The sequence below is a fragment of the Cupriavidus sp. 30B13 genome (genome assembly GCF_049059565.2).
GTDB lineage: Bacteria > Pseudomonadota > Gammaproteobacteria > Burkholderiales > Burkholderiaceae > Cupriavidus.
In genome coordinates this window covers 1,264,164-1,286,820 of the sequence record NZ_CP188223.1, presented here as the reverse complement: position 1 = coordinate 1,286,820, position 22,657 = coordinate 1,264,164, and the positions used below count along the sequence as shown (strand labels likewise).

Here is a 22,657-nt window from a genome sequence, read left to right as displayed (position 1 = left end):
CAGTCTTCGTTCCCGGCGGCGGCGCCCCGCGGGGCGCCGCCGCACCGGTTTCCGGCATTCGAGAACCGCAGTCGAGCCACAGTTGAGCCACCGTCGCACCCTTAGTCATAACAATCACTAACCAGGTCATTTCAAGGAGAAATCATGATCGTCACGCGCAGGAAAACCCTGGCGGCCCTCGCCGCCACCGCCGTGCTGGCCCTCGCCGGCTGCGGCAAGAAGGAAGCCGACAAGCCCGCCGAAAGCGCCGCGCCCGCCTCGGCCCCGGTGGCCGAGCAGAAGGCCGAGCCGCTCAAGGTCGCCTTCGTCTACATCGGGCCGGTCGGCGACGCCGGCTGGACCTATGCGCACGACGCCGGCCGCAAGGCCGTGGAAGAAAAGTACGGCGACAAGGTGAAGACCTCCTACGTCGAGAACGTGCCGGAATCGGCCGCCGACGCCGAGCGCGTGTTCCGCGACCTGGCCGCCCAGGGCAACAAGCTGATCTTCGGCACCACCTTCGGCTACATGGAGTCGATGCTCAAGGTCGCCAAGGAATTCCCGGACGTGAAGTTCGAGCACGCCACCGGCTTCAAGACCGCCGACAACCTGGCGCAGTACGACGTGCGCACCTATGAAGGCGCCTACCTGGCCGGCGTGGTGGCCGGCAAGATGAGCAAGAGCGGCAAGATGGGCGTGGTGGCATCGGTGCCCATCCCCGAGGTGATCCGCAACATCGACTCGTTCACGCTGGGCGCGCGCAGCGTCAATCCCAAGGCCACGGTCAAGGTGGTGTGGGTAAACAAGTGGTTCGACCCGGGCAAGGAGCGCGAAGCCGCCACCACCCTGATCGGCCAGGGCGTGGACATGCTGATGCAGAACACCGACTCCGCCGCCGTGGTGCAGACCGCGCAGGAAAAGGGCGTGTACGCCTTCGGCTGGGACAGCGACATGAGCAAGTTCGGCGAGAAGGCCCACCTGGCCGCCTCGGTGATCTCGTGGGGCGTCTACTACAACAAGGTGGTCGGCGACGTGCTGGCCAACCAGTGGAAGAACGGCACCACGTGGTGGGGCATCAAGGAAGGCATGATCGACCTGAAGGGCTTCAACGCCGCGGTGCCGGATGACGTCAAGGCACTGGTGGAAGAGCGCAAGAAGGGCATCGCCGACGGCTCGGCGCCGATCTGGAAGGGTCCGCTCAAGGACAATACCGGCAAGGAACAACTGGCCAAGGACCAGGCCGCCGACGACGGCTTCCTGCATGGAATCAAGTTCTACGTGGAAGGCGTGGAGGGGAAGATTCCGGGTTGATGGCTGGTGGAGGGAGGTAGCAGGAAGCGGTGGATGTGGTTTTTGGCATCCGCCGCTTTTTTCGTTGGGAGGCCGGCGGGCTGGATTTTGTGCTTCAAGGCCAACGTCAGCTACGTTTCAAACTGGAGCCACCGCGCCCACCACGAAACCAGTGCCGTTCCTATGACGTCCGCATCCGCTCCGGCCGCGGCAGCAGCTTGAACCACCCGGGCCTACGCCATCATGCAGCGCCGCCACGAATCCAGCACCGCTGGCAGGATCGTGGCCGCCAGCACCGGTAACGGCAGGAGGCCAGCAGAACCGCAGGCCCCACCACGAAACCACCAACAACCAGAAACCCGACGTTTCTGCCCCTGCCGGCCAGGCAGTCCGCTTTCTTTGCCTACTTTCTTTTCGGAAAAAAGAAAGTAGGTCGCTCCGGGGGAGCGAAAGCCTTTGACTTTGAAGTTGACTTTGAAGCACAAGCCCCGCCTCGCAAGCCAGGCCAAGCCACCAACGGCATCCCCCCGTCACCGGGGAACTTGAACCCCCGCCAACCACCCCAAGCTACTGGCAAGACCACGACCAAGACCAAGACCCGTCCCCGGCCTTGTGGCGAATAAATCTCGCTAAGTGAAGGAGCCCTCTCATGTGGAAACGATTCTCGGCGCTGTGGACGCTGCTGCGGCGCGACGGCCGCCTGCTGTGGTTCGCGCTGCGCCATCCGGACGCGCCGCGCTGGCTGCGCCCGGCCACCTTCGGGCTGGTGCTGTATGCGATTTCGCCCATCGACCTGATCCCGGATTTCATCCTGGGGCTGGGCATCGTCGACGACGTGGTGCTGATTCCGCTGGCGGTGCACTTCATGCTCAAGGCACTGCCGCCGCACGTGCTGCGGCAGGCCGAGGCGCGCGCCGGCGCCACCGCCGTGCGCGCGCGCTAGCGGCGCCGCTCAGGGCAGCAGGATGGTGGTGCCGGTGGTCTTGCGGCCTTCCAGGTCGCGGTGCGCCTGGGCCACGTCGGCCAGTGCGTAGCGCTGGCGCACCTCGATCTTCACCTTGCCGCTGGTGACCATGCCGAACAGGTCGGCCGCCATCGGCTCCAGCAGTTCGCGGTGGACCACATAGGTCATCAGCGTGGGCCGCGTGAGGCGCAGCGAGCCCTTGTTGCCGAGCACCGAGAGGTCGAACGGCGGCACCGGGCCCGAGGCGTTGCCGAACACCACCATGGTGCCGCGCGGCGCCAGGCAGTCCAGCGAGCCGTTGAAGGTGTCCTTGCCCACCGAATCGTAGACCGCGGCGACGCCCTTGCCGCCGGTGATCTCCCTGACCCGGTCGACGAACGATTCGCGCGTGTAGACGATGGTGTGGTCGCAGCCGTGGGCGCGCGCCAGCGCGGCCTTTTCGTCGCTGCCGGCGGTGCCGATCACGGTTACGCCGAGCGCCTTGAGCCACTGGCTGGCGATCAGGCCCACGCCGCCCGCGGCGGCGTGCAGCAGCACGGTGTCGCCGGCCTGCGCGCGGTAGCTGTCGCGCACCAGGTATTGCACGGTCAGGCCCTGCAGCATCATGGCCGCGCCCTGCTCGAACGAGATCGCGTCCGGCAGGCGCACCACGATGTCCGCCGGCATCACGCGCACCTGGGCGTAGGCGCCGGTGGGACGGCCCGCGTAGGCCACGCGGTCGCCGACATTCAGGTGCCGCACGCCCTCGCCCACGGCCTCCACCACGCCGGCGCCTTCCATGCCGATGCCGCCGGGCAGCGGCTGCTTGTACAGGCCGGTGCGGAAATACACGTCGATGTAGTTCAGGCCCACGGCTTCATGCCGCACGCGGATCTCGCCCGGGCCGGGCTCGCCGACCTCGACGTCGACCCATTGCATCACTTCGGGGCCGCCGGTTTCGAAAATACGGATGGCTTTGCTCATGTTGCGCTCCTGTCGTTCTTGCTATCTGCTGTCGGTTCTTGCGGTCGGTGCGGGTAAGGGCTCAGGCTTGCGTGGCGGCCTCGGGGTAGAGCCGGCGCAGTTCGGCGACCAGCAGGTCGGCGGTCGCCACGTTGGTCGCGCACGGCACGTTGTGCACGTCGCAGGCGCGCACCAGCGCGTTGATGTCGGGTTCGTGCGGCTGCGGCGTCATCGGGTCGCGCAGGAAGATCACCACGCCCACGCGGCCTTCGGCCAGCTGCGCGCCGATCTGCAGGTCGCCGCCCCAGGGGCCGGAGAGCATGCGCGTCACCGTGAGGCCGGCCTCGTCGGCCAGGCGACCGCCGGTGGTGCCGGTGGCCAGCAGCTCGCAGCGCGAGAGGAAATCGCGGTGGCGCCGGGCAAAGGCGACGATATCGTCTTTCTTGTGGTCGTGCGCGATCAGCGCAATGCGGGGGCAAGTCATCTGCGTCATCCAGGCCTGTCAATGGAAACGAACGGCCGGGCCGGCGCGGCCCGGCGGAAAGCCCGCCCGCGCACGACATCGGCGCCACGCGCGGGGGCACGGCATGGGCCGCCTAGAACGTGCCCGGGAAGGCACCGCCGTCGAGCAGGACGTTCTGGCCGGTCATGTAGGCGGCCTGGCGGCTGCACAGGAAGGCGCAGGTGGCGCCGAACTCGGCCGGCTCGCCGAAGCGGCGGGTCGGGTTCTGCGCGGCGCGGCGCTCGGCCACTTCCTCCACCGTCAGGCCGGCCTTCTTGGCGCCGCCTTCCATGGTCTTGAACAGGCGGTCGGTGTTGAACGGCCCCGGCAGCAGGTTGTTGACGGTCACGCCATGCTGCGCCACCTCGCGCGCCAGGCCGGCCACGAAGCCGGTCAGGCCGGAGCGCGCGCCGTTGGACAGGCCGAGCACGTCGATCGGCGCCTTGACCGCGCCGCTGGTGATATTGACGATGCGGCCCCACTTGCGCGCGATCATGCCGTCCACGGTGGCCTTGATCAGCTCGATCGGGGTCAGCATGTTGGCGTCGATGGCGGCCAGCCACGCATCGCGGTCCCAGTCGCGGAAGTTGCCCGGGGGCGGGCCGCCGGCGTTGTTGACGAGGATGTCCAGGTCGCCGAGCTTGGCGACGGCATCCAGCGCCAGCTTGCGCCCTTCGGGGGTGGTGATGTCGGTGGCCACCGCGACCACGCGCCGGCCGTGGCGCGCGCGCAGGTCCGCCGCCGCCTTCTCCAGCGCCTCGGCGCCGCGCGCCACGATCACCACGTCCACGCCTTCGGCGGCCAGCGCGTCCGCGCAGGCGAAACCGAGGCCCTTGCTGGCGCCGCACACCAGCGCATGCTTGCCGCGCAATCCTAGATCCATCTCATCGACTCCTTTGTGTCATCGAGGCGGCCGCCCGCCTCTCTTGTTGGCCCTGCGTTCGTTTCCGTGTTCTATCGTGCCGGCCCCGGCTCGCGCCGGCGCGCCGACAGCAAATATATCCCGCCCATGACCAGCGCGCTGCCGGCCAGCTGCACGCCGGTGATCGGCTCGCCCAGCAGCCAGAAGCCGAGGAACAGCGTGGACACCGGGCCGAGCATGCCGGCCTGCGACGCCATCGGCGCGCCGATGCGCGCCACCGCGATCATCGTCAGCGACACCGGCATCACCGTGCACAGCACCGAGTTGACCAGCGACAGCCACATCACCGGCGCCGGCTGCAGCAGTTCCGCCAGCGGGCGCCGCAGCACCAGGTATTGCACCACGCAGCAGGCCGTGGACACGCACATCGCATACGCCACCAGCCGCAGCGAGCCGATGCGCTGCACCAGCTCGCCGGACAGGATCAGGTAGACCCCGTAGGTCAGCGCGCTGCCCAGCACCAGCGCCGCGCCCAGCCAGACCTGGCTGCCGCTCACGTCCAGATCATGCGCGAAAACCAGCACGATGCCCATATACGCCAGCAGCAGCGACAGCCATTGCCTGGGAGCGATGCTGCGCTTGAACACCACGGCGCTGGTCAGCAGCACGAACGACGGCGTGAGGAACAGGATCAGCCGCTCCAGCCCGGCGGTGATGTACTGCAGGCCGAGGAAGTCGAGGAAGCTCGACAGGTAGTAGCCGATGAAGCCGAGGAAGACGATGCGGCCGCGGTCGGCCCAGGACAGCGCCGGCAGGCGGCGCGACTGCCACCAGCCGATCGCCATGAACAGCGGCACGGCGAACAGCATGCGCAGGGTGATGACCATGACCGCGTCGACGTCGTAGCGGTACATCAGCTTGGCGACGATGGCCTTGCCGGAGAACAGGACGGCGCCGATGGCGGCCACGGCGAGGCCGGCGCGCTGCGAAGCCGGCCGGGCGGGAACTGCGGTGCTGGAAAGTGGGGATGCGGGCACGGGGGGCGGACTGGATGGGACACGCCGCGCGCCGCCGGAGGCGGCTCGGGCAAGACGCGAGCCATTGTATGCGAAAAGAGGCAGGTGCAGCGGACGCCGTCCTGCCGCGGCGGGCAGGCCGGCGGCACGGGCGGCGGCACGGCCGAGGCGGCGCTGGCAGCCTTGGCCAAACTGCCGTAAGCTCGCCGGTCGGCGCCCTCTCGCGCGTACCGCATAAGAAAAACCAGGAGCACATATGACGGCAGCACCCTTCCCTCTTTCCGTTTCGTCCGGCGCCGTTTCGTCCGGCGCCGCCCGCACGCCGGCGCCCGGCAGGCGCCTGCTGATCGCGGCCGCCATCGCCGCCGCGCTGGCCGGCGGCCTGCCCGGCGCCGCCCGGGCGGCCGGCGAGTACCCGGCCAAGCCGATCCGCTTCGTCGTGCCGTACGCGGCCGGCGGCACCACCGACCTGGTGGCGCGCACGGTCGGCCAGAAGATCGCCGAGAAGCTGGGCCAGCCGGTGGTGGTGGAAAACCGCCCGGGCGCCGGCGGCAACATCGGCATGGAAGCGGTGGCCAAGGCCGCGCCCGACGGCTACACCATCGGCTTCGGCGCCATCTCCACCAATGCGCTCAACCCGCATATCTACAAGCACGTGCCGTTCGATCCGCGCAAGGACTTCACCGCGGTCAGCCTGCTGGGCACCTCCACCATCGTGCTGGAAGTCAGCAACGACCTGCCGGTGAAGACGGTGGCCGAGCTGGTCAGCTACGCCAAGGCCCATCCGGGCCTGACCTACGCCACCGCGGGCGCCGGCACCTCGATGCACCTGGCCGGCGCGATGTTCTCGCAGATGACCCAGACCGGCCTGGTTCATGTGCCGTACAAGGGCAGCAGCCCGGCCATCAACGACATGCTGGGCGGCCACGTGCAGGTGATGTTCGACAACCTGCCGGCGTCGCTGCCGCATATCCAGGCCGGCAAGCTGCGCGCGCTGGCGGTGGCGGGCAAGAACCGCTCGCCGTCGCTGCCCAACGTGCCAACGCTGGCCGAGGCCGGCCTGGCCGGCTACGCCGTGGAGCCGTGGTTCGGCGTGTACGGCCCGGCCGGCATGCCGGCCCCGGTGGTGCACGCGCTCAACGCCGCGCTGGTCGAGGCGCTGGGCAATGCCGACGTCAAGGACAAGCTGGTGCAGGCCGGCTTCAACCCGAAGGGCTCCAGCGCGGCCGAGCTGCAGTCGCTGACCATGTCCGAGTACGAGAAGTTCGGCAAGGTGGCCAGGAGCGCCAACATCTCGCTGGACTGAGGCAGCGCCGGGAGCCGCGCGCCGCGCCGGGGGCGGCGCGCGGCCCGGCATCCATTACAATCCGGCTGCACCGGGCCTCGCGCCCCTCCCGCACTCCTGCGCACACCCGCGCGTACTCTGCGCGCCCTTTCAGCCGCTCACCGCCATGAAGCAAGATCCCCGCTTTCCCAACCTGTACATCCTCGATCACCCGCTGATCCAGCACAAGCTGTCCCACATGCGCGACAAGGAAACCTCCACGCGCACGTTCCGCGAGCTGCTGCGCGAGATCACGCTGCTGATGGGCTATGAGATCACGCGCAGCCTGCCGCTCACCACACGCCGCATCGAGACGCCGCTGGTCGAGCTCGACGCGCCCGTGATCGCCGGCAAGAAGCTGACCATCGTGCCGGTGCTGCGCGCCGGCGTGGGCATGAGCGACGGCCTGGTCGAGCTGATCCCGTCGGCGCGCATCGGCCATATCGGCGTGTACCGCGACGACCAGCACCGCCCGGTGGAATACCTGGTGCGCCTGCCCGACGTGGAAGACCGCAGCTTCATCCTGTGCGACCCGATGGTGGCGACCGGCTATTCGGCCGCGCACGCGGTCGACGTGCTCAAGCGCCGCGGCGTCAAGGACGAGGCCATCACCTTCGTCGCGCTGGTGGCGGCGCCGGAAGGCGTGGAGGTGTTCCAGAAGGCGCACCCGGACGTGAGGCTGTTCGTGGCCTCGCTGGACAGCCACCTGGATTCGCACGCCTATATCGTGCCCGGCCTGGGCGACGCCGGCGACCGCCTGTTCGGCACCAAGAACTGAGCGCGCGCGGGGCGGCCCGGGAACGCCGGGCGGCGCTGTCTGCACCCGCCTTGATCCGCCTCAATCCGCGCGGCGGCGGGTCTGCCTAGACTGGGCGCGGCACATCGACCGATGTGCCGCGCCAGACCAGGGAGACCCAGATGGAAGCCTTCAAGATCCTGTTCACCACCGGCACCGGGCTGATGAGCCTGGGCGTGATCGCCTTCATCATCGGCATGGGGTGGTTCTTCACCCGCCTGTTCCTGCGCAAGATGCGCGAGGATGCCGAGGCAGCGCAAAAGCGCTGAGCGGGACCGGCCGCGCCCGCGCCGGCCCGCCTATTTCTTCTTGCTCCCGCCCAGCAGGCTGCCCAGCACGCCGCGGATCAGCTCGCGGCCGACCTGCGAACCCACCGTGCGCGCGGCCGACTTGGCCATCGATTCCAGGATCGAGTCGCCGCGCCCGCTCTTGCCGGTGCCCTTGGTCAGCCCGCCGAAGATCTCGCCGGCCTGGTCCAGCCAGCCGCCGCCCTGCGCCGGCGCGCCCTGGCCCGCATCCGGCGCGCCGGCGGGCGCGGGCGTGCCATTGCCCGCCGGTGCCGCGCCCGTTCCCGCCGCGCGGCCCTTGAGCTTCTCGTAGGCCGATTCGCGGTCGATCGCCTGCTCGTAGGTGCCGGCCACCAGCGAGGCGGCCAGCAACTGCTTGCGCTCGTCGTCGGTGACCGGGCCGATGCGGCTGCCGGGGGCCATCACCCAGGCGCGCTGGGTGATGCCGGGAATGCCCTTGGCGTCGAGCAGCGACACTAGCGCCTCGCCCACGCCGAGTTCGCCGATCACCTTTTCCAGGTCCAGCGCGGGATTGGCGCGCATGGTGGTGGCCGCCACCTTGACCGCCTTCTGGTCGCGCGGGGTGAACGCGCGCAGCGCGTGCTGCACGCGGTTGCCCAGCTGGCCGAGCACCGTGTCGGGAATGTCCACCGGGTTCTGCGTGACGAAGTACACGCCCACGCCCTTGGAGCGGATCAGCCGCACCACCTGCTCGATCTTGTCGAGCAGCGCCTTGGGCGCGTCGTTGAACAGCAGGTGGGCTTCGTCGAAGAAGAACACCAGCTTGGGCTTGTCGAGGTCGCCGGCCTCGGGCAGCTTCTCGAACAGCTCGGACAGCAGCCACAGCAGGAAGGTGGCGTAGAGCTTGGGCGAGTTGAGCAGCTTGTCGGCGGCCAGGATGTTGACCACGCCCTGCCCGTTCTCGGTCTGGATGAAGTCGTCCAGGTTGAGCATGGGCTCGCCGAAGAAGACGTCCGCGCCCTGCGACTCGAGCGCCATCAGGCCGCGCTGGATGGCGCCGACCGAAGCCGTGGAGATATTGCCGTACTCGGTGGTGAACTGGCTCGCGTTGTCGCCCACGTACTGCAGCATGGCGCGCAGGTCCTTGGCGTCGAGCAGCAGCAGACCGTTGGCGTCGGCGATGCGGAACACCAGGTTGAGCACGCCCTGCTGGGTGTCGTTGAGCTCCAGCATGCGCGACAGCAGCAGCGGCCCCATGTGCGAGACCGTGGCCCGCACCGGGTGGCCCTTCTGCCCGAACACGTCCCACAGCGTGGTGGGGCAGCCGCCCCAGACCGGCTCGGGCAGGCCCAGGTCGCCCAGGCGCGCCTTGAGCTTGTCGGACAGCTTGCCCGGCTGGGAGATGCCGGTCAGGTCACCTTTGACGTCGGCCAGGAACACCGGCACGCCGAGCCGCGAGAATCCCTGCGCCAGGCTTTGCAGCGTCACGGTCTTGCCGGTGCCGGTGGCGCCGGTGATCAGCCCGTGCCGGTTGCCCATCTCGGGCAGCAGGGCGAGTTCGAGTTCGGCGTTCTTGGCAATGAGGATGGGATCGGCCATGGTTTCTCTGGTTGGCGGGCGGCGCCCCGGCGCCGCCGCTGGTCGTCCCCGCCCGCCCGGCGGTTCCCGCCATCGGGGCCGGCGGCGGCAGGGCCGCGTGATAAAATGCTGGGCTGATTATAGCCAGCCCCCGGGCCGGCTCACAGACACACGACACCTTCCGCCGGCGCCGCCGGGCCGCCCTGGCCCGCCCGGCGCGGGCGGCGCGCGCCGGCCAAGGCGCGCGCATCAATACGTAGTTCCGCTTCGGAGAGAATCATGGCCGGTCACTCAAAATGGGCCAATATCAAACACAAGAAAGCCGCCGCTGACGCCAAGCGCGGCAAAGTCTGGACCCGCCTGATCAAGGAAATCACCGTGGCCGCCAAGCTCGGCGGCGGCGACCCCGACTCCAACCCGCGCCTGCGCCTGTCGATGGACAAGGCGATGGACGCGAACATGCCCAAGGACAATATCCAGCGCGCCATCCAGCGCGGCGTGGGCGGCCTGGAAGGCGTGAACTACGAAGAAATCCGCTACGAGGGCTACGGCCTGGCCGGCGCCGCGATCATCGTCGACTGCCTGACCGACAACCGTACCCGCACCGTGGCCGAAGTGCGCCATGCGTTCTCCAAGCACGGCGGCAACATGGGCACGGAAGGCTCGGTGGCCTTCATGTTCACCCACTGCGGCCAGTTCCTGTTCGCCCCCGGCACGCCCGAGGACAAGCTGATGGAAGCCGCGCTGGAAGCCGGCGCCGACGACGTGGTCACCAACGAGGACGGCTCGATCGAGGTGCTGTGCCCGCCCAACGATTTCGGCACGGTCAAGGCCGCGCTGGAAGCCGCGGGCTTCAAGGCCGAGCTGGCGGACGTCACCATGAAGCCGCAGAACGAAGTCAGCTTCACCGGCGACGATGCCGTCAAGATGCAGAAGCTGCTCGACGTCCTGGAAAACCTGGACGACGTGCAGGAAGTGTTCACCAACGCGGTGATCGAGGAATAAGCGGGCGCCCGGCAGGGGGGCTCGTCACACGGCGGCAGCACGGTTCTTGGCGGACCATCGCTGCCGCTTTTTCGCATGCGAATTTTTTCTGGCAGTGGATCATGAAAGTATTGGTTGTCGGCTCGGGCGGTCGTGAACACGCGCTGGCCTGGAAACTGGCCCAGTCGCCCAAGGTACAGGTGGTGTACGTGGCGCCGGGCAACGGCGGCACCGCGCTCGACAAGCGTCTGCAGAACGTGCCGCTGACCGATCCGGAAGTGCTGGCCGCGTTTGCCGAGCGCGAGGGCGTGAGCTTCACCGTGGTCGGCCCCGAGGCGCCGCTGGCGGCCGGCATCGTCGACATCTTCCGCGCCAAGGGCCTGCGCATCTTCGGGCCCACGCAGGCCGCCGCGCAGCTGGAGTCGTCCAAGGACTTCGCCAAGGCCTTCATGCAGCGCCACGGCATCCCGACCGCCGCGTACCAGACCTTCAACGACGCCGCCGCCGCGCACGCCTACATCGACGCGCAGGGCGCGCCGATCGTCATCAAGGCCGACGGCCTGGCCGCCGGCAAGGGCGTGGTGGTCGCCACCACGCTGGCCGAAGCGCACGCCGCGGTCGACATGATGCTGGCCGACAACCGCCTCGGCGACGCCGGCGCGCGCGTGGTCATCGAGCAGTTCCTGGCCGGCGAGGAAGCCAGCTTCATCGTGCTGGTGGACGGCAAGAACGTGCTGGCGCTGGCCACCAGCCAGGACCACAAGCGCCTGCTCGACCACGATGCCGGCCCCAACACCGGCGGCATGGGCGCGTACTCGCCGGCCCCGGTGGTCACGCCCGCGCTGCATGCGCGCGCGCTGCGCGAGATCATCCTGCCGACCGTGCGCGGCATGGAGAAGGACGGCATCGTCTACACCGGCTTCCTCTACGCCGGCCTGATGATCGATGCCGACGGCAACCTCAAGACGCTGGAATTCAACTGCCGCATGGGCGACCCGGAAACCCAGCCGATCCTGGCGCGCCTGAAGACCGACCTGGTGGACGTGATGGAGCACGCGGTTTCCGGCCGCCTCGACGAGATCGAGCTGGACTGGGACCGCCGCACCGCGCTGGGCGTGGTGATGGCCGCGCACGGCTACCCCGACGCGCCGCGCAAGGGCGACGTCATCACCGGCATCCCGCCCGAGGCCGAGGACAGCGTGACCTTCCATGCCGGCACCGCGCTCAAGGACGGCGTGCTGCAGGTCACCGGCGGGCGCGTGCTGTGCGTGGTGGGGCTGGCCGACACGGTCAAGGCGGCGCAGCGCGCGGCCTACGCCGCGGTCGAGCAGATCCATTTCGACGGCATGCAGTACCGGACCGACATCGGCTACCGCGCCATCAAGCGTTAAAGGCGGACAAATCTGCTGCGCGGCGCATGGCGGGCACTGCGGTGCCCGCCGCGATGTCTCCGCCTTTGACGGGACGTCGGGCCGGGGCCTCGGCATTTCGGCATGCCGGGCGCCAGGCACCGCAAAGTCCCCCAAGCCTCCGCAAAGCCCCTTTTCCCGGCGTTCCCGGCGCCAGCCAGTACAATCATGACACCGCCATGACGGCCGGACAGGCGAACCACCTGCCCGGCCGTCGCCGCACCGGCCCATCCGCCCGCACACCATGATCGATTCCCAGGCAGTCCGTGCCTATCTGCTCGGTCTGCAAGACCGTATCACCGACGCCGTCGCCGCCATCGACGGGCAGGCGTTCGCCACCGATGCCTGGGAGAAGCCGCCCACCGAGCGCCTGCGCGGCAGCGGGCGCACGCGCATCCTGGAAGGCGGCGCCGTGATGGAGCGCGCCGGCGTGGGCTTTTCGCACGTGCGCGGCGACGCGCTGCCGCCCTCGGCCACGGCCAGCCGGCCGGAGCTGGCCGGGCGCGGCTTCGAGGCGCTGGGCGTGTCGCTGGTGTTCCATCCGCGCAATCCGTACGTGCCCACCGTGCACATGAACGTGCGCTGCCTGCTGGCGGTGAAGGAAAGCGCCGAGCCGGTGTGGTGGTTCGGCGGCGGCATGGACCTGACGCCGTACTACGGCGACGCCGGCGACTGCGCGCACTTCCACCGCACCTGCCGCGACGCGCTGGCGCCCTACGGCGCGGACCTCTACCCGCGCTTCAAGCAATGGTGCGACGAGTATTTCTTCCTCAAGCACCGCGGCGAGGCGCGCGGCATCGGCGGCATCTTCTTCGACGATTTCTCCGCGCTCGGCTTCGAGCGCAGCTTCGCCATGACGCAATCGGTCGGCGACGCCTTCCTCGATGCCTACCTGCCCATCCTGCGGGCGCGCAAGGACATGGCCTACGGCGAGCGCGAGCGCGGGTTCCAGGCCTACCGGCGCGGGCGCTACGTCGAGTTCAACCTCGTGTTCGACCGCGGCACGCATTTCGGCCTGCAGTCGGGCGGGCGCAGCGAATCCATCCTGATGTCGATGCCGCCGCAGGCCAGCTGGCGCTACGACTGGCAGCCCGAGCCGGGCAGCGCCGAAGCGGCGCTGTACACCGACTTCCTGCCCGTGCGCGACTGGGCCTGACGGCGAGCGTATGGAATACGACAAGACACGATCAGGCACCGCCGGCGACGGCCAGCGCCCCTACCGCCTCGGCATCCTGGGCGGCACCTTCGACCCGCCGCACAGCGGCCACGTCGCGCTCGCCCGGCTTTGCATCGAGCGGCTCGAACTGGACGAACTGGTGTGGATCCCGACCGGCCAGTCCTGGCAGAAAGGCGATGACGTCACGCCCGCCGCCGACCGCCTCGCCATGACCGGGCTGGCCGCGGCGGCGCTGTCCGACACCCGCGCGCACGTGCACGCCAGCCGCATGGAAGTGGACCGCGCCGGTCCCAGCTACACCGTCGACACCGTGCACGAACTGCGCCAGCGCTACGGCCCGCACGCCTCGCTGGCGTGGCTGATGGGCGCCGACCAGCTGCTGCGCCTGCACACCTGGCATGGCTGGCAGGACCTGTTCGCCGACGTGCACCTGTGCGTGGCCACGCGCCCGGGTTTCGACCTCTCGGAACTGGACGGTCCGGTGCGCGAAGAGCTCGCCGCGCGCCGCGGGTCCACCCACCTGATACAATCCACGCCCTCCGGCCACATGTGGATCGACCAGACGCTCGCCGTCGACCTCTCCTCCACCGCCCTTCGCCAACGCCTGGCCGCCGGACAGCCGGCAGATGACCAACTGCCGCCCGGCGTGGCACACTACATCGCGAGCCGCGGCCTTTACCGGCCTGCCCCGTCGGATCTGCCCGACCCGGCCCGCCCACAAACCGATCTCAGCTGAACAAGAACACCATGGATATTCGCAAACTGCAACGCGCCATCGTCGACGGCCTCGAAGATGTCAAGGCGCAGGACATCAAGGTGTACGACACCACCCACCTGACCGAGCTGTTCGACCGGGTGGTGATCGCCAGCGGGACCTCGAACCGCCAGACCAAGGCGCTGGCCGCCTCGGTGCGCGATACCGTCAAGGGCGCGGGCGGCCACATCGTGGCGGTGGAAGGGCTGGAAACGGGCGAATGGGTGCTGGTCGACTGCGGCGACGCGGTGGTCCACATCATGCAGCCGCAGCTGCGCATGTACTACAACCTCGAGGAAATCTGGGGCGACAAGCCGGTGCGCCTGAAGCTGGCCGCCAGGAAGGGCCTTGCCAAGGCCAGCGAGCCGATCGACGAAGACGAGGACGACGATGCGCCGGTGGTCCGCACGGTGCGCCGCGCCAGCAACCTGCGCCCGGCGCTGGCACGCCTGCCCGAAGGCATGAAAGAGCCCTCGCCGCCGCTTGGCCATGAAGACACCGACGCCGACGCCATCGCCGTCAACCGCGCGCCGGCCGTCAAGAAACGCCTGACCAGCAGCCTGGGCTCGGCCCCGGCGCGCAAGGCACCGGCCAAGTCCGCCGCGCCGCGCAAGAGCGCCGCCGGCACCGGCACCGGCACGGCACGCAAGACCGCCACCAAGACCGCGGCCAAGGCGCCCGCCAGGACCGCTGGCAAGACCGCCGCCGCCAAGGCGCCGGCCGCGCGCAAGCGCACCACCCGCCCGGCCTGAGCCCGCGCGGCCCCATCCCGCCATGCAGTTGCTGATCGTGGCCGTCGGCCACAAGATGCCCGGCTGGATCGAGACCGGCTTCGCCGAGTACGCCAAGCGCATGCCGCCGGAGCTGCGCATCGAGCTGCGCGAGATCAAGCCCGAGGCGCGCTCCTCCAGCAATAACGCCGCCACCGTGATGCAGCGCGAGGCGGCCCGCATCGAGGCGGCGCTGCCGCGGCAATGCCGCATCGTGGCGCTGGACGAGCGCGGCCGCGACCTCACCACGGTGCAGCTCGCCGGCCAGTTGACCGACTGGCAGCGCGAACGCGGCGACGTGGCCTTCCTGATCGGCGGCGCCGACGGCCTCGACCCCGCCCTCAAGGCCCGCGCGCAGACCCTGCTGCGGCTGTCCAGCCTGACCCTGCCGCACGGCATGGTGCGCGTGCTGCTGGCCGAGCAGCTGTACCGCGCGTGGTCGGTCACGCAGAACCATCCGTATCACCGCGCCTGACCCCGCGCCGGTCCCGCGCCCCGCCCCCCCGGGCCGCGCCTGCGGCGATGCAGCAGAAGGGTACAATGCGGCCCAAGCGGCGCATGGCGCCTGCCGGATCTTCTCCTACCAGGACTCCCCGACTGCCGTGACCCATCCCTTTCTCTACCTTGCCTCCCAGAGCCCGCGCCGGCGCGAATTGCTGATCCAGCTCGGGGTTGCCTACGAACTGCTGCTGGCCGGCGACGATGAAGACGCCGAAGCGCTCGAAGCGGTATTGCCCGGCGAAAGCCCGGACGACTACGTGCAGCGCGTGTGCGCGCTCAAGGCCGAAGCCGCGCTACGCCGCCGCGAACGGCGCGCCCTGCCCGACGCGCCCATCCTGACCTCCGACACCACGGTCTGCCTGGGCGGCGAGATCCTCGGCAAGCCGGCCGGCGACGCCGACGCCGCGCGCATGCTCGCGGCGCTGTCCGGCCAGACCCACCGCGTGCTGACCGCGGTGACGGTGGTCTCCACGCTCGGCCTGCGCCATGCGCTGTCCGTCTCCGACGTCACCTTCCGCGCCATGAGCCAGGCCGAGATCGCTGCCTACGTGGCCAGCGGCGAGCCGGCCGGCAAGGCCGGCGCGTACGGCATCCAGGGCCGCGCGGCGGAGTTCGTGGCCCGAATCGCGGGCAGCTATTCGGGTATCATGGGCTTGCCTCTGTTCGAGACGGCCGCGCTGCTCAGACAGGCCCGGCTGCGGTTCTGAGAGCCCGCCGAAACGCCGGTCCCCGACCGGCGCTCATCGATCGTCGACAGCCCCATGGCGTGCACGGCCATGGCATCGCCCCCCGCAACACGTGGCGGCATCGTGCGGACAACCACCTGGCCGGTCAGCCGGCGACGAGTTTCATCCAATATGACTGAAGACATCCTCGTCAACATCACACCGCAGGAAACACGCGTGGCCATCGTGCAGCAGGCCGCCGTGCAGGAACTCCATGTCGAGCGCACGCTTTCGCGCGGGCTGGTCGGCAACATCTACCTGGGCAAGGTCGTGCGCGTGCTGCCCGGCATGCAGTCCGCCTTCATCGACATCGGCCTCGAGCGCGCGGCCTTCCTCCACGTCGCCGACATCTGGCACCCGCGCGACCCCGAGAAGAACGGCAACGCCGCGCCGCTGGCGATCGAGAAGACCCTCTACGAAGGCCAGGCGCTGATGGTGCAGGTGATCAAGGACCCGATCGGCACCAAGGGCGCGCGCCTGTCGACACAGGTCAGCATCGCCGGGCGCACGCTGGTCTACCTGCCGCAGGACCCGCACATCGGCATCTCCCAGCGCATCGAAGGCGAGATCGACCGCGAAGCCCTGCGCGCGCGCGTGCAGAGCCTGGTGCCGGCCGACGAGCGCGGCGGCTTCATCGTGCGCACCATCGCCGAGGAATCGAGCAACGAAGAGCTCGGCAACGACATCGCCTACCTGCGCAAGATCTGGGCCTCGATCCGCCAGAACGCCACCAGCCTGCCCGCGCCCAGCCTGCTCTACCAGGACCTGAACCTGGCCCAGCGCGTGCTGCGCGACTTCGTCAGCGACGCCACCAACGCGATCCAGGTGGACTCGCGCGAGAACTACCAGAAGCTGGTGGAGTTCGCCCAGGAATACACCCCCGCGGTGCTGTCGCGCCTGTCGCACTACACCGGCGAGCGCCCCGTCTTCGACCTGTTCAACATCGACGCGGAAATCGAGAAGGCGCTGTCGCGCCGCGTCGACCTCAAGTCCGGCGGCTACCTGATGATCGACCAGACGGAGGCCATGACCACCATCGACGTCAACACCGGGGGCTACGTCGGCGCGCGCAATTTCGACGACACCATCTTCAAGACCAACCTGGAAGCGGCGCACACCATCGCGCGCCAGCTGCGGCTGCGCAACCTGGGCGGGATCATCATCATCGATTTCATCGACATGGAGAACGCCGAGCATCGCGACGCCGTGCTGTCCGAGCTCAAGCGCGCGCTCGCGCGCGACCGCACCCGCATCACCGTCAACAGCTTCTCCCAGCTCGGCCTGGTCGAGATGACCCGCAAGCGCACCCGCGAATCGCTGGCGCACGTGCTGTGCGAGCAGTGCCCGGTGTGCCAGGGCAAGGGCCAGGTCAAGACGCCGCGCACGGTGTGCTACGACATCCTGCGCGAGATCATGCGCGAGTCGCGCCAGTTCAACCCGCGCGAATTCCGCATCCTCGGCTCGCAGCACGTGATCGACCTGTTCCTCGAGGAAGAAAGCCAGCACCTGGCCATGCTCGGCGATTTCATCGGCAAGCCGATCTCGCTGCAGGTGGAATCGACGTTCCACCAGGAGCAGTACGACATCATCCTGATGTGAGCAGCGCAGCTGCATGGAAGAATTCGTAACAGTTGCGACGGATGATCCACGCTAGACTGCCCCGGAGGCCCTTCATGAACAGGGCTGTTCGGAGAACGTAAAGATGAAAAAGACCAGGGTGGTCTCCAGCTTGCTGCTGGCCGCTTTCGCGATGACGTCGGTGGCCGGGTTCGCCCAGGGCCATGACGACCACCGGGGCCCGCCTCCCGGCAGATACGATCATGGCCACGGCCACGGACCCGAGCATGGCCGCGGGCCGGATCGCGGCCACGGGCCCGAGGGATACCATCCGCCGCCGGGCGGCTGGCACAAGGGCGAGCGGATTCCCATGGAATACCGCGACCGCCAGTATGTCGTCGACAACTGGCGCGAGCACCGCCTGTCCGCGCCGCCGCGCGGCTACCAGTGGGTCGGCGTGGGCGGCGACTACTTCCTCATCGGCGTAGCCACCGGCGTGGTACTCCAGTCCCTCATCGGCCACTGACCGCCAGCCGATGATTCGCCGGTTTATTTGCCGGTTTATTTGCCGGATGACCGGCGCATGACCGGCGCATGACCGGCGGATTGGCCGCCGTACCGCGCAATGCGGACGGCGGCCATCGCCACCGATTCCCGCGCGCCGCCTCAATGCGCCGCCGCCACCTTTGCCGGTGCCTGCGCCGGCACCGTGTAGCCATCCGTCAACGTCTTCAGGAACGCGATCACGTCGCGGATCTCGGCGTCCGTCATGGCCGGCTTGCCGCCGGCCTTGCCGCCGAACGGGGCTTCCATGTTGACGTTGCCGTGGTACTGCGCGGGCAGGTCGTCGAACTTGTCGACGGCGCCGCCGCGCTTGTGCGGATACCACTGGTCCGGGTTCGTGTCGCGCTGCGCGTAGAAATGCAGGACCTCGTCCAGCGAATGGAAGATGCCGTTGTGGAAAAACGTGCGGCGCAGCGCCACGTTGCGTAGCGAGGGCGTGCGGAACAGCCCGCAGTACTCGCCGCGGTCCTTGAGGTCGGTACGGTCGGGGCCGCACAGGCCCATGTCGTGGAAGCCGGGGTCCGCGTTGGCGGCGAGCTTGCGGTTGCGCGGCACGCCGAGCGCGATGAAGCCGAAATCGGTAAACGCGGGGAATGCGCCTTCGCGGATGCTGCCCGGGTGGCAGGCGGCGCAATTGCCTTTGTCCGGGTCGTTGAACACGCGCAGCCCGCGCGTTTCCTGCGGGGTCAGCGTCGCCTGGCCGCGCAGCACGGCATCGTACTTGCTGGTGTACGGGTAGAACTCGGCGGGCGTTTCCTGGAACACCTCGAGCGCCATCACGATGGCCTGGTAAGCGGTGTCCTGTTCGTCCAGGATGTCCTTGCCGAACACCTGGCGGAAGGCCTCGGCATGCGGGCCGGAGCGGATGCGCGCCACCACCGCCGCCGGCGTGCCGTTGGCCATCTCGTGCGCGGACAGCAGCGGCGCGCCGGCCTGCTCGTGCGCGGACGAGGCGCGGCCGTCCCAGTTGTGGCCGCCGGTCGGCCCCTGGTCGACCGAGTCGTCGCCGTCGTTCTCGTGGAAGTGCTCGGCGAATGGCGGCACGTTCTGCACATAGCGCAGCGACGGCGCGGCACGCGTGCCCGGGGTCCGCATGTCGGCGCCGCCCAGCTGCACGGAGAGATCGTTGGGCGGCCCGTAGGCATGCGCCGGGCTGTGGCAGCTCGCGCAGGCCTGCTGGCCCGACGCCGACAGCGACGGATCGAAGAACAGTGACTTGCCGAGCGCATTGAGCGCCGGGATCGACGGATGGCGCTCGGCCATCATCGCGTAGAACGGCTTGGGGGCCTTGGCCGCAGCGGGGGCCGCGGCGGGCGGTGCGCCGGCGGCCACCGGCGCGCTGGCCGCGGCCGGCGTCACTGCCGCGGGCGCATCCTGGCGGCCGCACGCGCCCAGCAATGCCATCGCCAGCGCCAGCGCGCCAGTGCCCGCGATGCGTATCCACGCCTGCAGCGAAGGCGACGAGATATTCAGCAGCAAGGGCGGCAGCATCATGAGAAGGCGAAACGCAAAGTCGGGTGGATGCGGGGCGCGGCGGCATGGTCCGGGACCCGCGTCCGGCAGGCTTGCCACCCTAGCGCGCCTCGATGACAGCCGCGTGTCAGTCACCAAACCGACTCACGCGGCGGCGACCGCCGCCGGCGCACAAAGTTCCACTCACCGTCGTCACCATCATCAATTTGACACGGACCGGGCACAGACTCCTGCCTCAGAACAATAGCGCCCCACCCTGACAGCCATCTTTTGTCGTCCCCTCATGTTTTGTCGTCCCCTTACGCATAGAAGAGGAAAAACCATGCGTCGCGCATTCCGACTCTTTCCGCTGGCGGCCCTCGCCGCCGCAGCCATGACCGCCTGCGGCGGCAGCGACTCCGGCAGCCCGGCCCCGGCCTCGCCCGCCGCCGCCACCACGTCCGGTGTCGTGACCGGCAGCTACTTCGAGCACGCCAAGGTCTGCCTCGACGCCAACGGCAACGGCAAGTGCGACACCGGCGAAGCCAATACCTTCACCAACCAGCAGGGCGCCTACACGCTCACCGGCACCGGCGCCGTGGTGGCAGAGATCGGCACCGACGCCTTCCGCAACGACGGCAGCGCGCACAACGCGGTGACCCGCCCGCTGATCTTCCGCGCACCGGCGGCGGCCAATGGCGTGATCAGCGCCATCTCGACCGAGCTGGCCGTCATCATGGACGGCAACGGCGGCGACCTCAACGCGGCCAAGACGCAACTGGCGACCCGCCTCGGCGTGGCCGTGGACAAGCTGCTGGAAGACCACAACAAGGAAACCGACAGCAAGGTCAAGACCGCGCTGCAGGCCGAGATCGACCAGGCCATCGACCTGATCGCCGATGCCGTGGCCAGCGGCGGCGATGTTGGCAAGGCCATCGGCGACGGCGTGACCAAGCGCCTGGCGCTCAACAACATCCAGACCGTGGTGGTGATCTACGCGGAAAACCGCGGCTTCGACAACCTGTACGGCCTGTTCCCGGGCGCCAACGGCGTGCCCGGCGTGAACCCGTCCTCGGACGGCAAGATCGAGCCGCAGAAAGACTTCGACAACAGCACGCTGGCCTCGCTGCCGCCGACCTGGGGCGGCTTTACCGCCAGCGGCCAGGCCGTCACGCTGCCGCAGGCCAACACGGTCGGCTGGGCCAACAAGCCGTTCCGCATCGACGATCCGGCCGGCGTGCAGGGCGCCGGCACGGTGGTGGACCAGACCGTCGTCACGCGCGACCTGGTGCACCGCTTCTACAACAACCAGATGCAGATCAACGGCGGCAAGAACGACAAGTTCGCGGCCTACACCGACGCCGGCGGCATCACCATGGGCTACTACGACGGCAGCAAGATGGCCCTGTGGAAGGTGGCGCAGGACTACACGCTGGCCGACAACTTCTACATGGGCGCGTTCGGCGGCTCCTTCCTGAACCACCAGTACCTGATCTGCGCCTGCGCGCCGCAATACCCGAACGCGGACACCTCGCCGGCCAGCGGCTCGATCTCCGCCATCGACACCGATGCCAACGGCAATTTCGTGCGTCTCACGCCGAGCCCCACGGCACCGGCCAGCGTCCTGAGCGGCGCCGCCGCCTACAAGAACGACAGCACGCTGACGCCGAAGGACAAGACGGGCATGTACTACGCCGTCAACACCATGCAGCCGGCCTACCAGCCGAGCGGCAACGCGCCGGCGGCCGGCGGCAACGCTACCTATGCCGACCCGACCAAGGCCACCACGCTGCCGCCGCAGACGCAGACCACCATCGGCGACCTGCTGGACGCGCGCGGGGTCAACTGGGCCTGGTACGCCGGCGCCTGGGCCAAGGTAACGGCCGACCGCACGCTGATCAACAACGGCCAGGCCGTGCCCAACTTCCAGACGCACCACCAGCCGTTCAACTTCTACGCCAAGCTGGACCCGGTCGCCAATGCCGACTACCGCAGCGCGCACCTGAAGGACTTCGACTCGCAGTTCCTGCAGGACGCCGCCGCCGGCAAGCTGCCCGCCGTCACGTTCTACAAGCCGCAGGGCAACCTGAACCAGCACGCCGGCTATGCCAACGTGGCCGACGGCGACGCCCACATCGCCAGCGTGATCAGCCAGCTCAAGCAGAGCCCGCAGTGGAAGAACATGCTGATCGTGGTGACCTACGACGAAAACGGCGGCTTCTTCGACCACGCCACGGTGCCGAAGGGCGACGTGTGGGGCCCGGGCACGCGCATCCCGGCGATCATCGTGTCGCCGTTCGCCAGGAAGGGCTTCGTCGACCATACGCAGTACGACACGGCCTCCATCCTGCGCTTCATCACGCACCGCTTCGCCCTGCCGACGCTGCCGGGCCTGAAGCAGCGCGACGATGCGCTGGTGGCCAACAAGGCCAAGACGATGGGCGACCTGAGCAACGCGCTGGACTTCTCCACCACCAAGTAAGCGAGTCACTCGCGCCGCATCGGCCAATGCGGCGCGGCGTGAGCGCAAGCCTGCAAAAACCCCGCGCCGTCGCCGGCCCGGGGTTTTTCTTTGCGCGGTGCGGCATCGGCATGGCCGCAGGCGGCATCCGATGCCTGCCGCACGCGGGCATGGTGCTTTCCCCTCGCCTTCCTTTGGCCATCTTCTATAACTACAGGTAGAGGTGCGCGCGGCCAGCCTGGCGGCCGCGCGGGCACCGGGCGCAAGGAGTAGCCATGAAGAACACGCGCTTGCCTGCGTGGCTGTCGGTCGCCGCGTTGACGGCCTGTACCGTGACTTTGCCGCCGCCCTCCCCGCCCGCCGCGCGCGCGCCCGAGCCGCGTCCCGCGGCCGCCAGCGCCGCGCGCGAGCGCGCCACGCCGATACCGGCGCGCGATATCGACATCGCCGGCAACTGCCAGCGCACCGAAGACGACGGTTTCCGCGAAGACGCGCACATGCGCGTGGCGAGCAACGACGTGCGCAGCCTGACCTGGACCCTGTGGGTCGGCAGGCGCGGCTCGTGCCACTTCGACCTGACCGAATTCCGCCAGACCCGCAAGACGCCCCACATCGAGCTGCGCGCGCGCGACGACAGCGGCTGCACGCTGATGGTGTGGCAGGATCCGCGCCGCGTGACGCTGGCCCATGCCCATTGCGAGCAGCATTGCACGCCGGGGATCTACGAGCAGGCGTGGCCGGTCCTGTTCGACCCGCGCAGCGGCGCGTGCGCGGAGGTGCGCTAGCGCGCGGCGCGCCCGCC

General features: G+C 69.1%; 22 protein-coding genes. 16 read left to right on the top strand and 6 right to left on the bottom strand.

Features of this window, described 5'->3' with window-relative positions:
• Window positions 1–144 precede the first annotated feature (144 nt).
• Window positions 145–1,290 carry a BMP family ABC transporter substrate-binding protein gene (locus ACKI2N_RS05990; RefSeq protein WP_420992815.1) on the top strand — a complete coding sequence of 382 codons (1,146 nt, stop codon included), beginning with the start codon at window positions 145–147 and terminating at the stop codon, window positions 1,288–1,290.
• Between the two features lie 628 nt (window positions 1,291–1,918).
• On the top strand, window positions 1,919–2,212 hold the full coding sequence (locus ACKI2N_RS05985; protein WP_420992816.1) for a YkvA family protein: 294 nt from the start codon (window positions 1,919–1,921) through the stop codon (window positions 2,210–2,212).
• Between the two features lie 9 nt (window positions 2,213–2,221).
• Here ACKI2N_RS05985 and ACKI2N_RS05980 read toward each other — a convergent pair whose 3' ends face one another.
• The 4 genes from ACKI2N_RS05980 to ACKI2N_RS05965 all read right to left on the bottom strand — a co-directional run bounded on the left by ACKI2N_RS05980 (window position 2,222) and on the right by ACKI2N_RS05965 (window position 5,576).
• On the bottom strand, window positions 2,222–3,196 hold the full coding sequence (locus tag ACKI2N_RS05980; protein WP_420992817.1) for a quinone oxidoreductase family protein: 975 nt from the start codon (window positions 3,194–3,196) through the stop codon (window positions 2,222–2,224).
• A 61-nt stretch (window positions 3,197–3,257) separates the two neighbouring features.
• Window positions 3,258–3,659 (bottom strand): methylglyoxal synthase, encoded by a 402-nt coding sequence (locus tag ACKI2N_RS05975; RefSeq protein ID WP_420992818.1) that lies wholly within the window; start codon window positions 3,657–3,659, stop codon window positions 3,258–3,260.
• Between the two features lie 112 nt (window positions 3,660–3,771).
• Entirely contained in the window at window positions 3,772–4,560 is a 789-nt protein-coding gene (locus ACKI2N_RS05970; RefSeq protein ID WP_420992819.1) for an SDR family oxidoreductase, read from the bottom strand.
• A gap of 71 nt (window positions 4,561–4,631) precedes the next feature.
• Window positions 4,632–5,576 carry a DMT family transporter gene (locus ACKI2N_RS05965; protein WP_420992820.1) on the bottom strand — a complete coding sequence of 315 codons (945 nt, stop codon included), beginning with the start codon at window positions 5,574–5,576 and terminating at the stop codon, window positions 4,632–4,634.
• 235 nt (window positions 5,577–5,811) lie between these two features.
• On the opposite strand from ACKI2N_RS05965, the gene ACKI2N_RS05960 reads away from it, so the two are divergent.
• From ACKI2N_RS05960 to ACKI2N_RS05950, 3 genes are all read left to right on the top strand, one after another.
• On the top strand, window positions 5,812–6,861 hold the full coding sequence (locus tag ACKI2N_RS05960; RefSeq protein ID WP_420992821.1) for a Bug family tripartite tricarboxylate transporter substrate binding protein: 1,050 nt from the start codon (window positions 5,812–5,814) through the stop codon (window positions 6,859–6,861).
• Between the two features lie 145 nt (window positions 6,862–7,006).
• Window positions 7,007–7,657 (top strand): uracil phosphoribosyltransferase, encoded by a 651-nt coding sequence (gene upp, locus ACKI2N_RS05955; protein WP_420992822.1) that lies wholly within the window; start codon window positions 7,007–7,009, stop codon window positions 7,655–7,657.
• Between the two features lie 140 nt (window positions 7,658–7,797).
• On the top strand, window positions 7,798–7,944 hold the full coding sequence (locus ACKI2N_RS05950) for a DUF3149 domain-containing protein (protein WP_420992823.1): 147 nt from the start codon (window positions 7,798–7,800) through the stop codon (window positions 7,942–7,944).
• A 30-nt stretch (window positions 7,945–7,974) separates the two neighbouring features.
• Here the strand turns inward: ACKI2N_RS05950 and ACKI2N_RS05945 are convergent, their stop codons facing one another.
• Window positions 7,975–9,522, bottom strand: a complete 1,548-nt coding sequence (locus ACKI2N_RS05945; protein WP_420992824.1) for a helicase HerA-like C-terminal domain-containing protein — start codon at window positions 9,520–9,522, stop codon at window positions 7,975–7,977.
• A 258-nt stretch (window positions 9,523–9,780) separates the two neighbouring features.
• Between ACKI2N_RS05945 and ACKI2N_RS05940 the strand changes: the two genes are divergently transcribed.
• The 9 genes from ACKI2N_RS05940 (at window position 9,781) to ACKI2N_RS05900 (ending at window position 17,904) form a co-directional block, all read left to right on the top strand.
• On the top strand, window positions 9,781–10,506 hold the full coding sequence (locus ACKI2N_RS05940; RefSeq protein WP_420992825.1) for a YebC/PmpR family DNA-binding transcriptional regulator: 726 nt from the start codon (window positions 9,781–9,783) through the stop codon (window positions 10,504–10,506).
• A 101-nt stretch (window positions 10,507–10,607) separates the two neighbouring features.
• Window positions 10,608–11,876, top strand: a complete 1,269-nt coding sequence (gene purD / locus ACKI2N_RS05935) for a phosphoribosylamine--glycine ligase (protein WP_420992826.1) — start codon at window positions 10,608–10,610, stop codon at window positions 11,874–11,876.
• A 262-nt stretch (window positions 11,877–12,138) separates the two neighbouring features.
• On the top strand, window positions 12,139–13,050 hold the full coding sequence (gene hemF / locus ACKI2N_RS05930; protein WP_420992827.1) for an oxygen-dependent coproporphyrinogen oxidase: 912 nt from the start codon (window positions 12,139–12,141) through the stop codon (window positions 13,048–13,050).
• A gap of 10 nt (window positions 13,051–13,060) precedes the next feature.
• Entirely contained in the window at window positions 13,061–13,807 is a 747-nt protein-coding gene (locus ACKI2N_RS05925) for a nicotinate-nucleotide adenylyltransferase (protein ID WP_420992828.1), read from the top strand.
• Between the two features lie 11 nt (window positions 13,808–13,818).
• Window positions 13,819–14,577: a ribosome silencing factor gene (gene rsfS, locus ACKI2N_RS05920; protein WP_420992829.1), complete on the top strand. Its 759-nt coding sequence runs from the start codon at window positions 13,819–13,821 to the stop codon at window positions 14,575–14,577.
• Window positions 14,578–14,599: 22 nt separating this feature from the next.
• On the top strand, window positions 14,600–15,070 hold the full coding sequence (rlmH, locus tag ACKI2N_RS05915) for a 23S rRNA (pseudouridine(1915)-N(3))-methyltransferase RlmH (RefSeq protein WP_420992830.1): 471 nt from the start codon (window positions 14,600–14,602) through the stop codon (window positions 15,068–15,070).
• A gap of 127 nt (window positions 15,071–15,197) precedes the next feature.
• Window positions 15,198–15,803: a Maf family protein gene (locus ACKI2N_RS05910; protein ID WP_420992831.1), complete on the top strand. Its 606-nt coding sequence runs from the start codon at window positions 15,198–15,200 to the stop codon at window positions 15,801–15,803.
• A 150-nt stretch (window positions 15,804–15,953) separates the two neighbouring features.
• Window positions 15,954–17,420, top strand: coding sequence for a ribonuclease G (rng, locus tag ACKI2N_RS05905; protein ID WP_420992832.1), 1,467 nt, complete (start codon window positions 15,954–15,956; stop codon window positions 17,418–17,420).
• Window positions 17,421–17,523: 103 nt separating this feature from the next.
• The gene (locus ACKI2N_RS05900) at window positions 17,524–17,904 is read left to right on the top strand and encodes an RcnB family protein (RefSeq protein WP_420992833.1); all 381 of its coding nucleotides are present in this window, start codon (window positions 17,524–17,526) and stop codon (window positions 17,902–17,904) included.
• 140 nt (window positions 17,905–18,044) lie between these two features.
• On the opposite strand, the gene ACKI2N_RS05895 is transcribed toward ACKI2N_RS05900, so the two are convergent.
• Window positions 18,045–19,346, bottom strand: a complete 1,302-nt coding sequence (locus tag ACKI2N_RS05895; RefSeq protein WP_420992915.1) for a cytochrome-c peroxidase — start codon at window positions 19,344–19,346, stop codon at window positions 18,045–18,047.
• A gap of 391 nt (window positions 19,347–19,737) precedes the next feature.
• On the opposite strand from ACKI2N_RS05895, the gene acpA reads away from it, so the two are divergent.
• Together acpA and ACKI2N_RS05885 are read left to right on the top strand one after the other, a co-directional pair.
• Complete coding sequence (acpA, locus tag ACKI2N_RS05890; protein WP_420992834.1) at window positions 19,738–21,876, top strand: acid phosphatase; 2,139 nt, start codon at window positions 19,738–19,740, stop codon at window positions 21,874–21,876.
• Between the two features lie 254 nt (window positions 21,877–22,130).
• Window positions 22,131–22,640 (top strand): hypothetical protein, encoded by a 510-nt coding sequence (locus tag ACKI2N_RS05885; RefSeq protein WP_420992835.1) that lies wholly within the window; start codon window positions 22,131–22,133, stop codon window positions 22,638–22,640.
• Window positions 22,641–22,657: the final 17 nt, after the last annotated feature.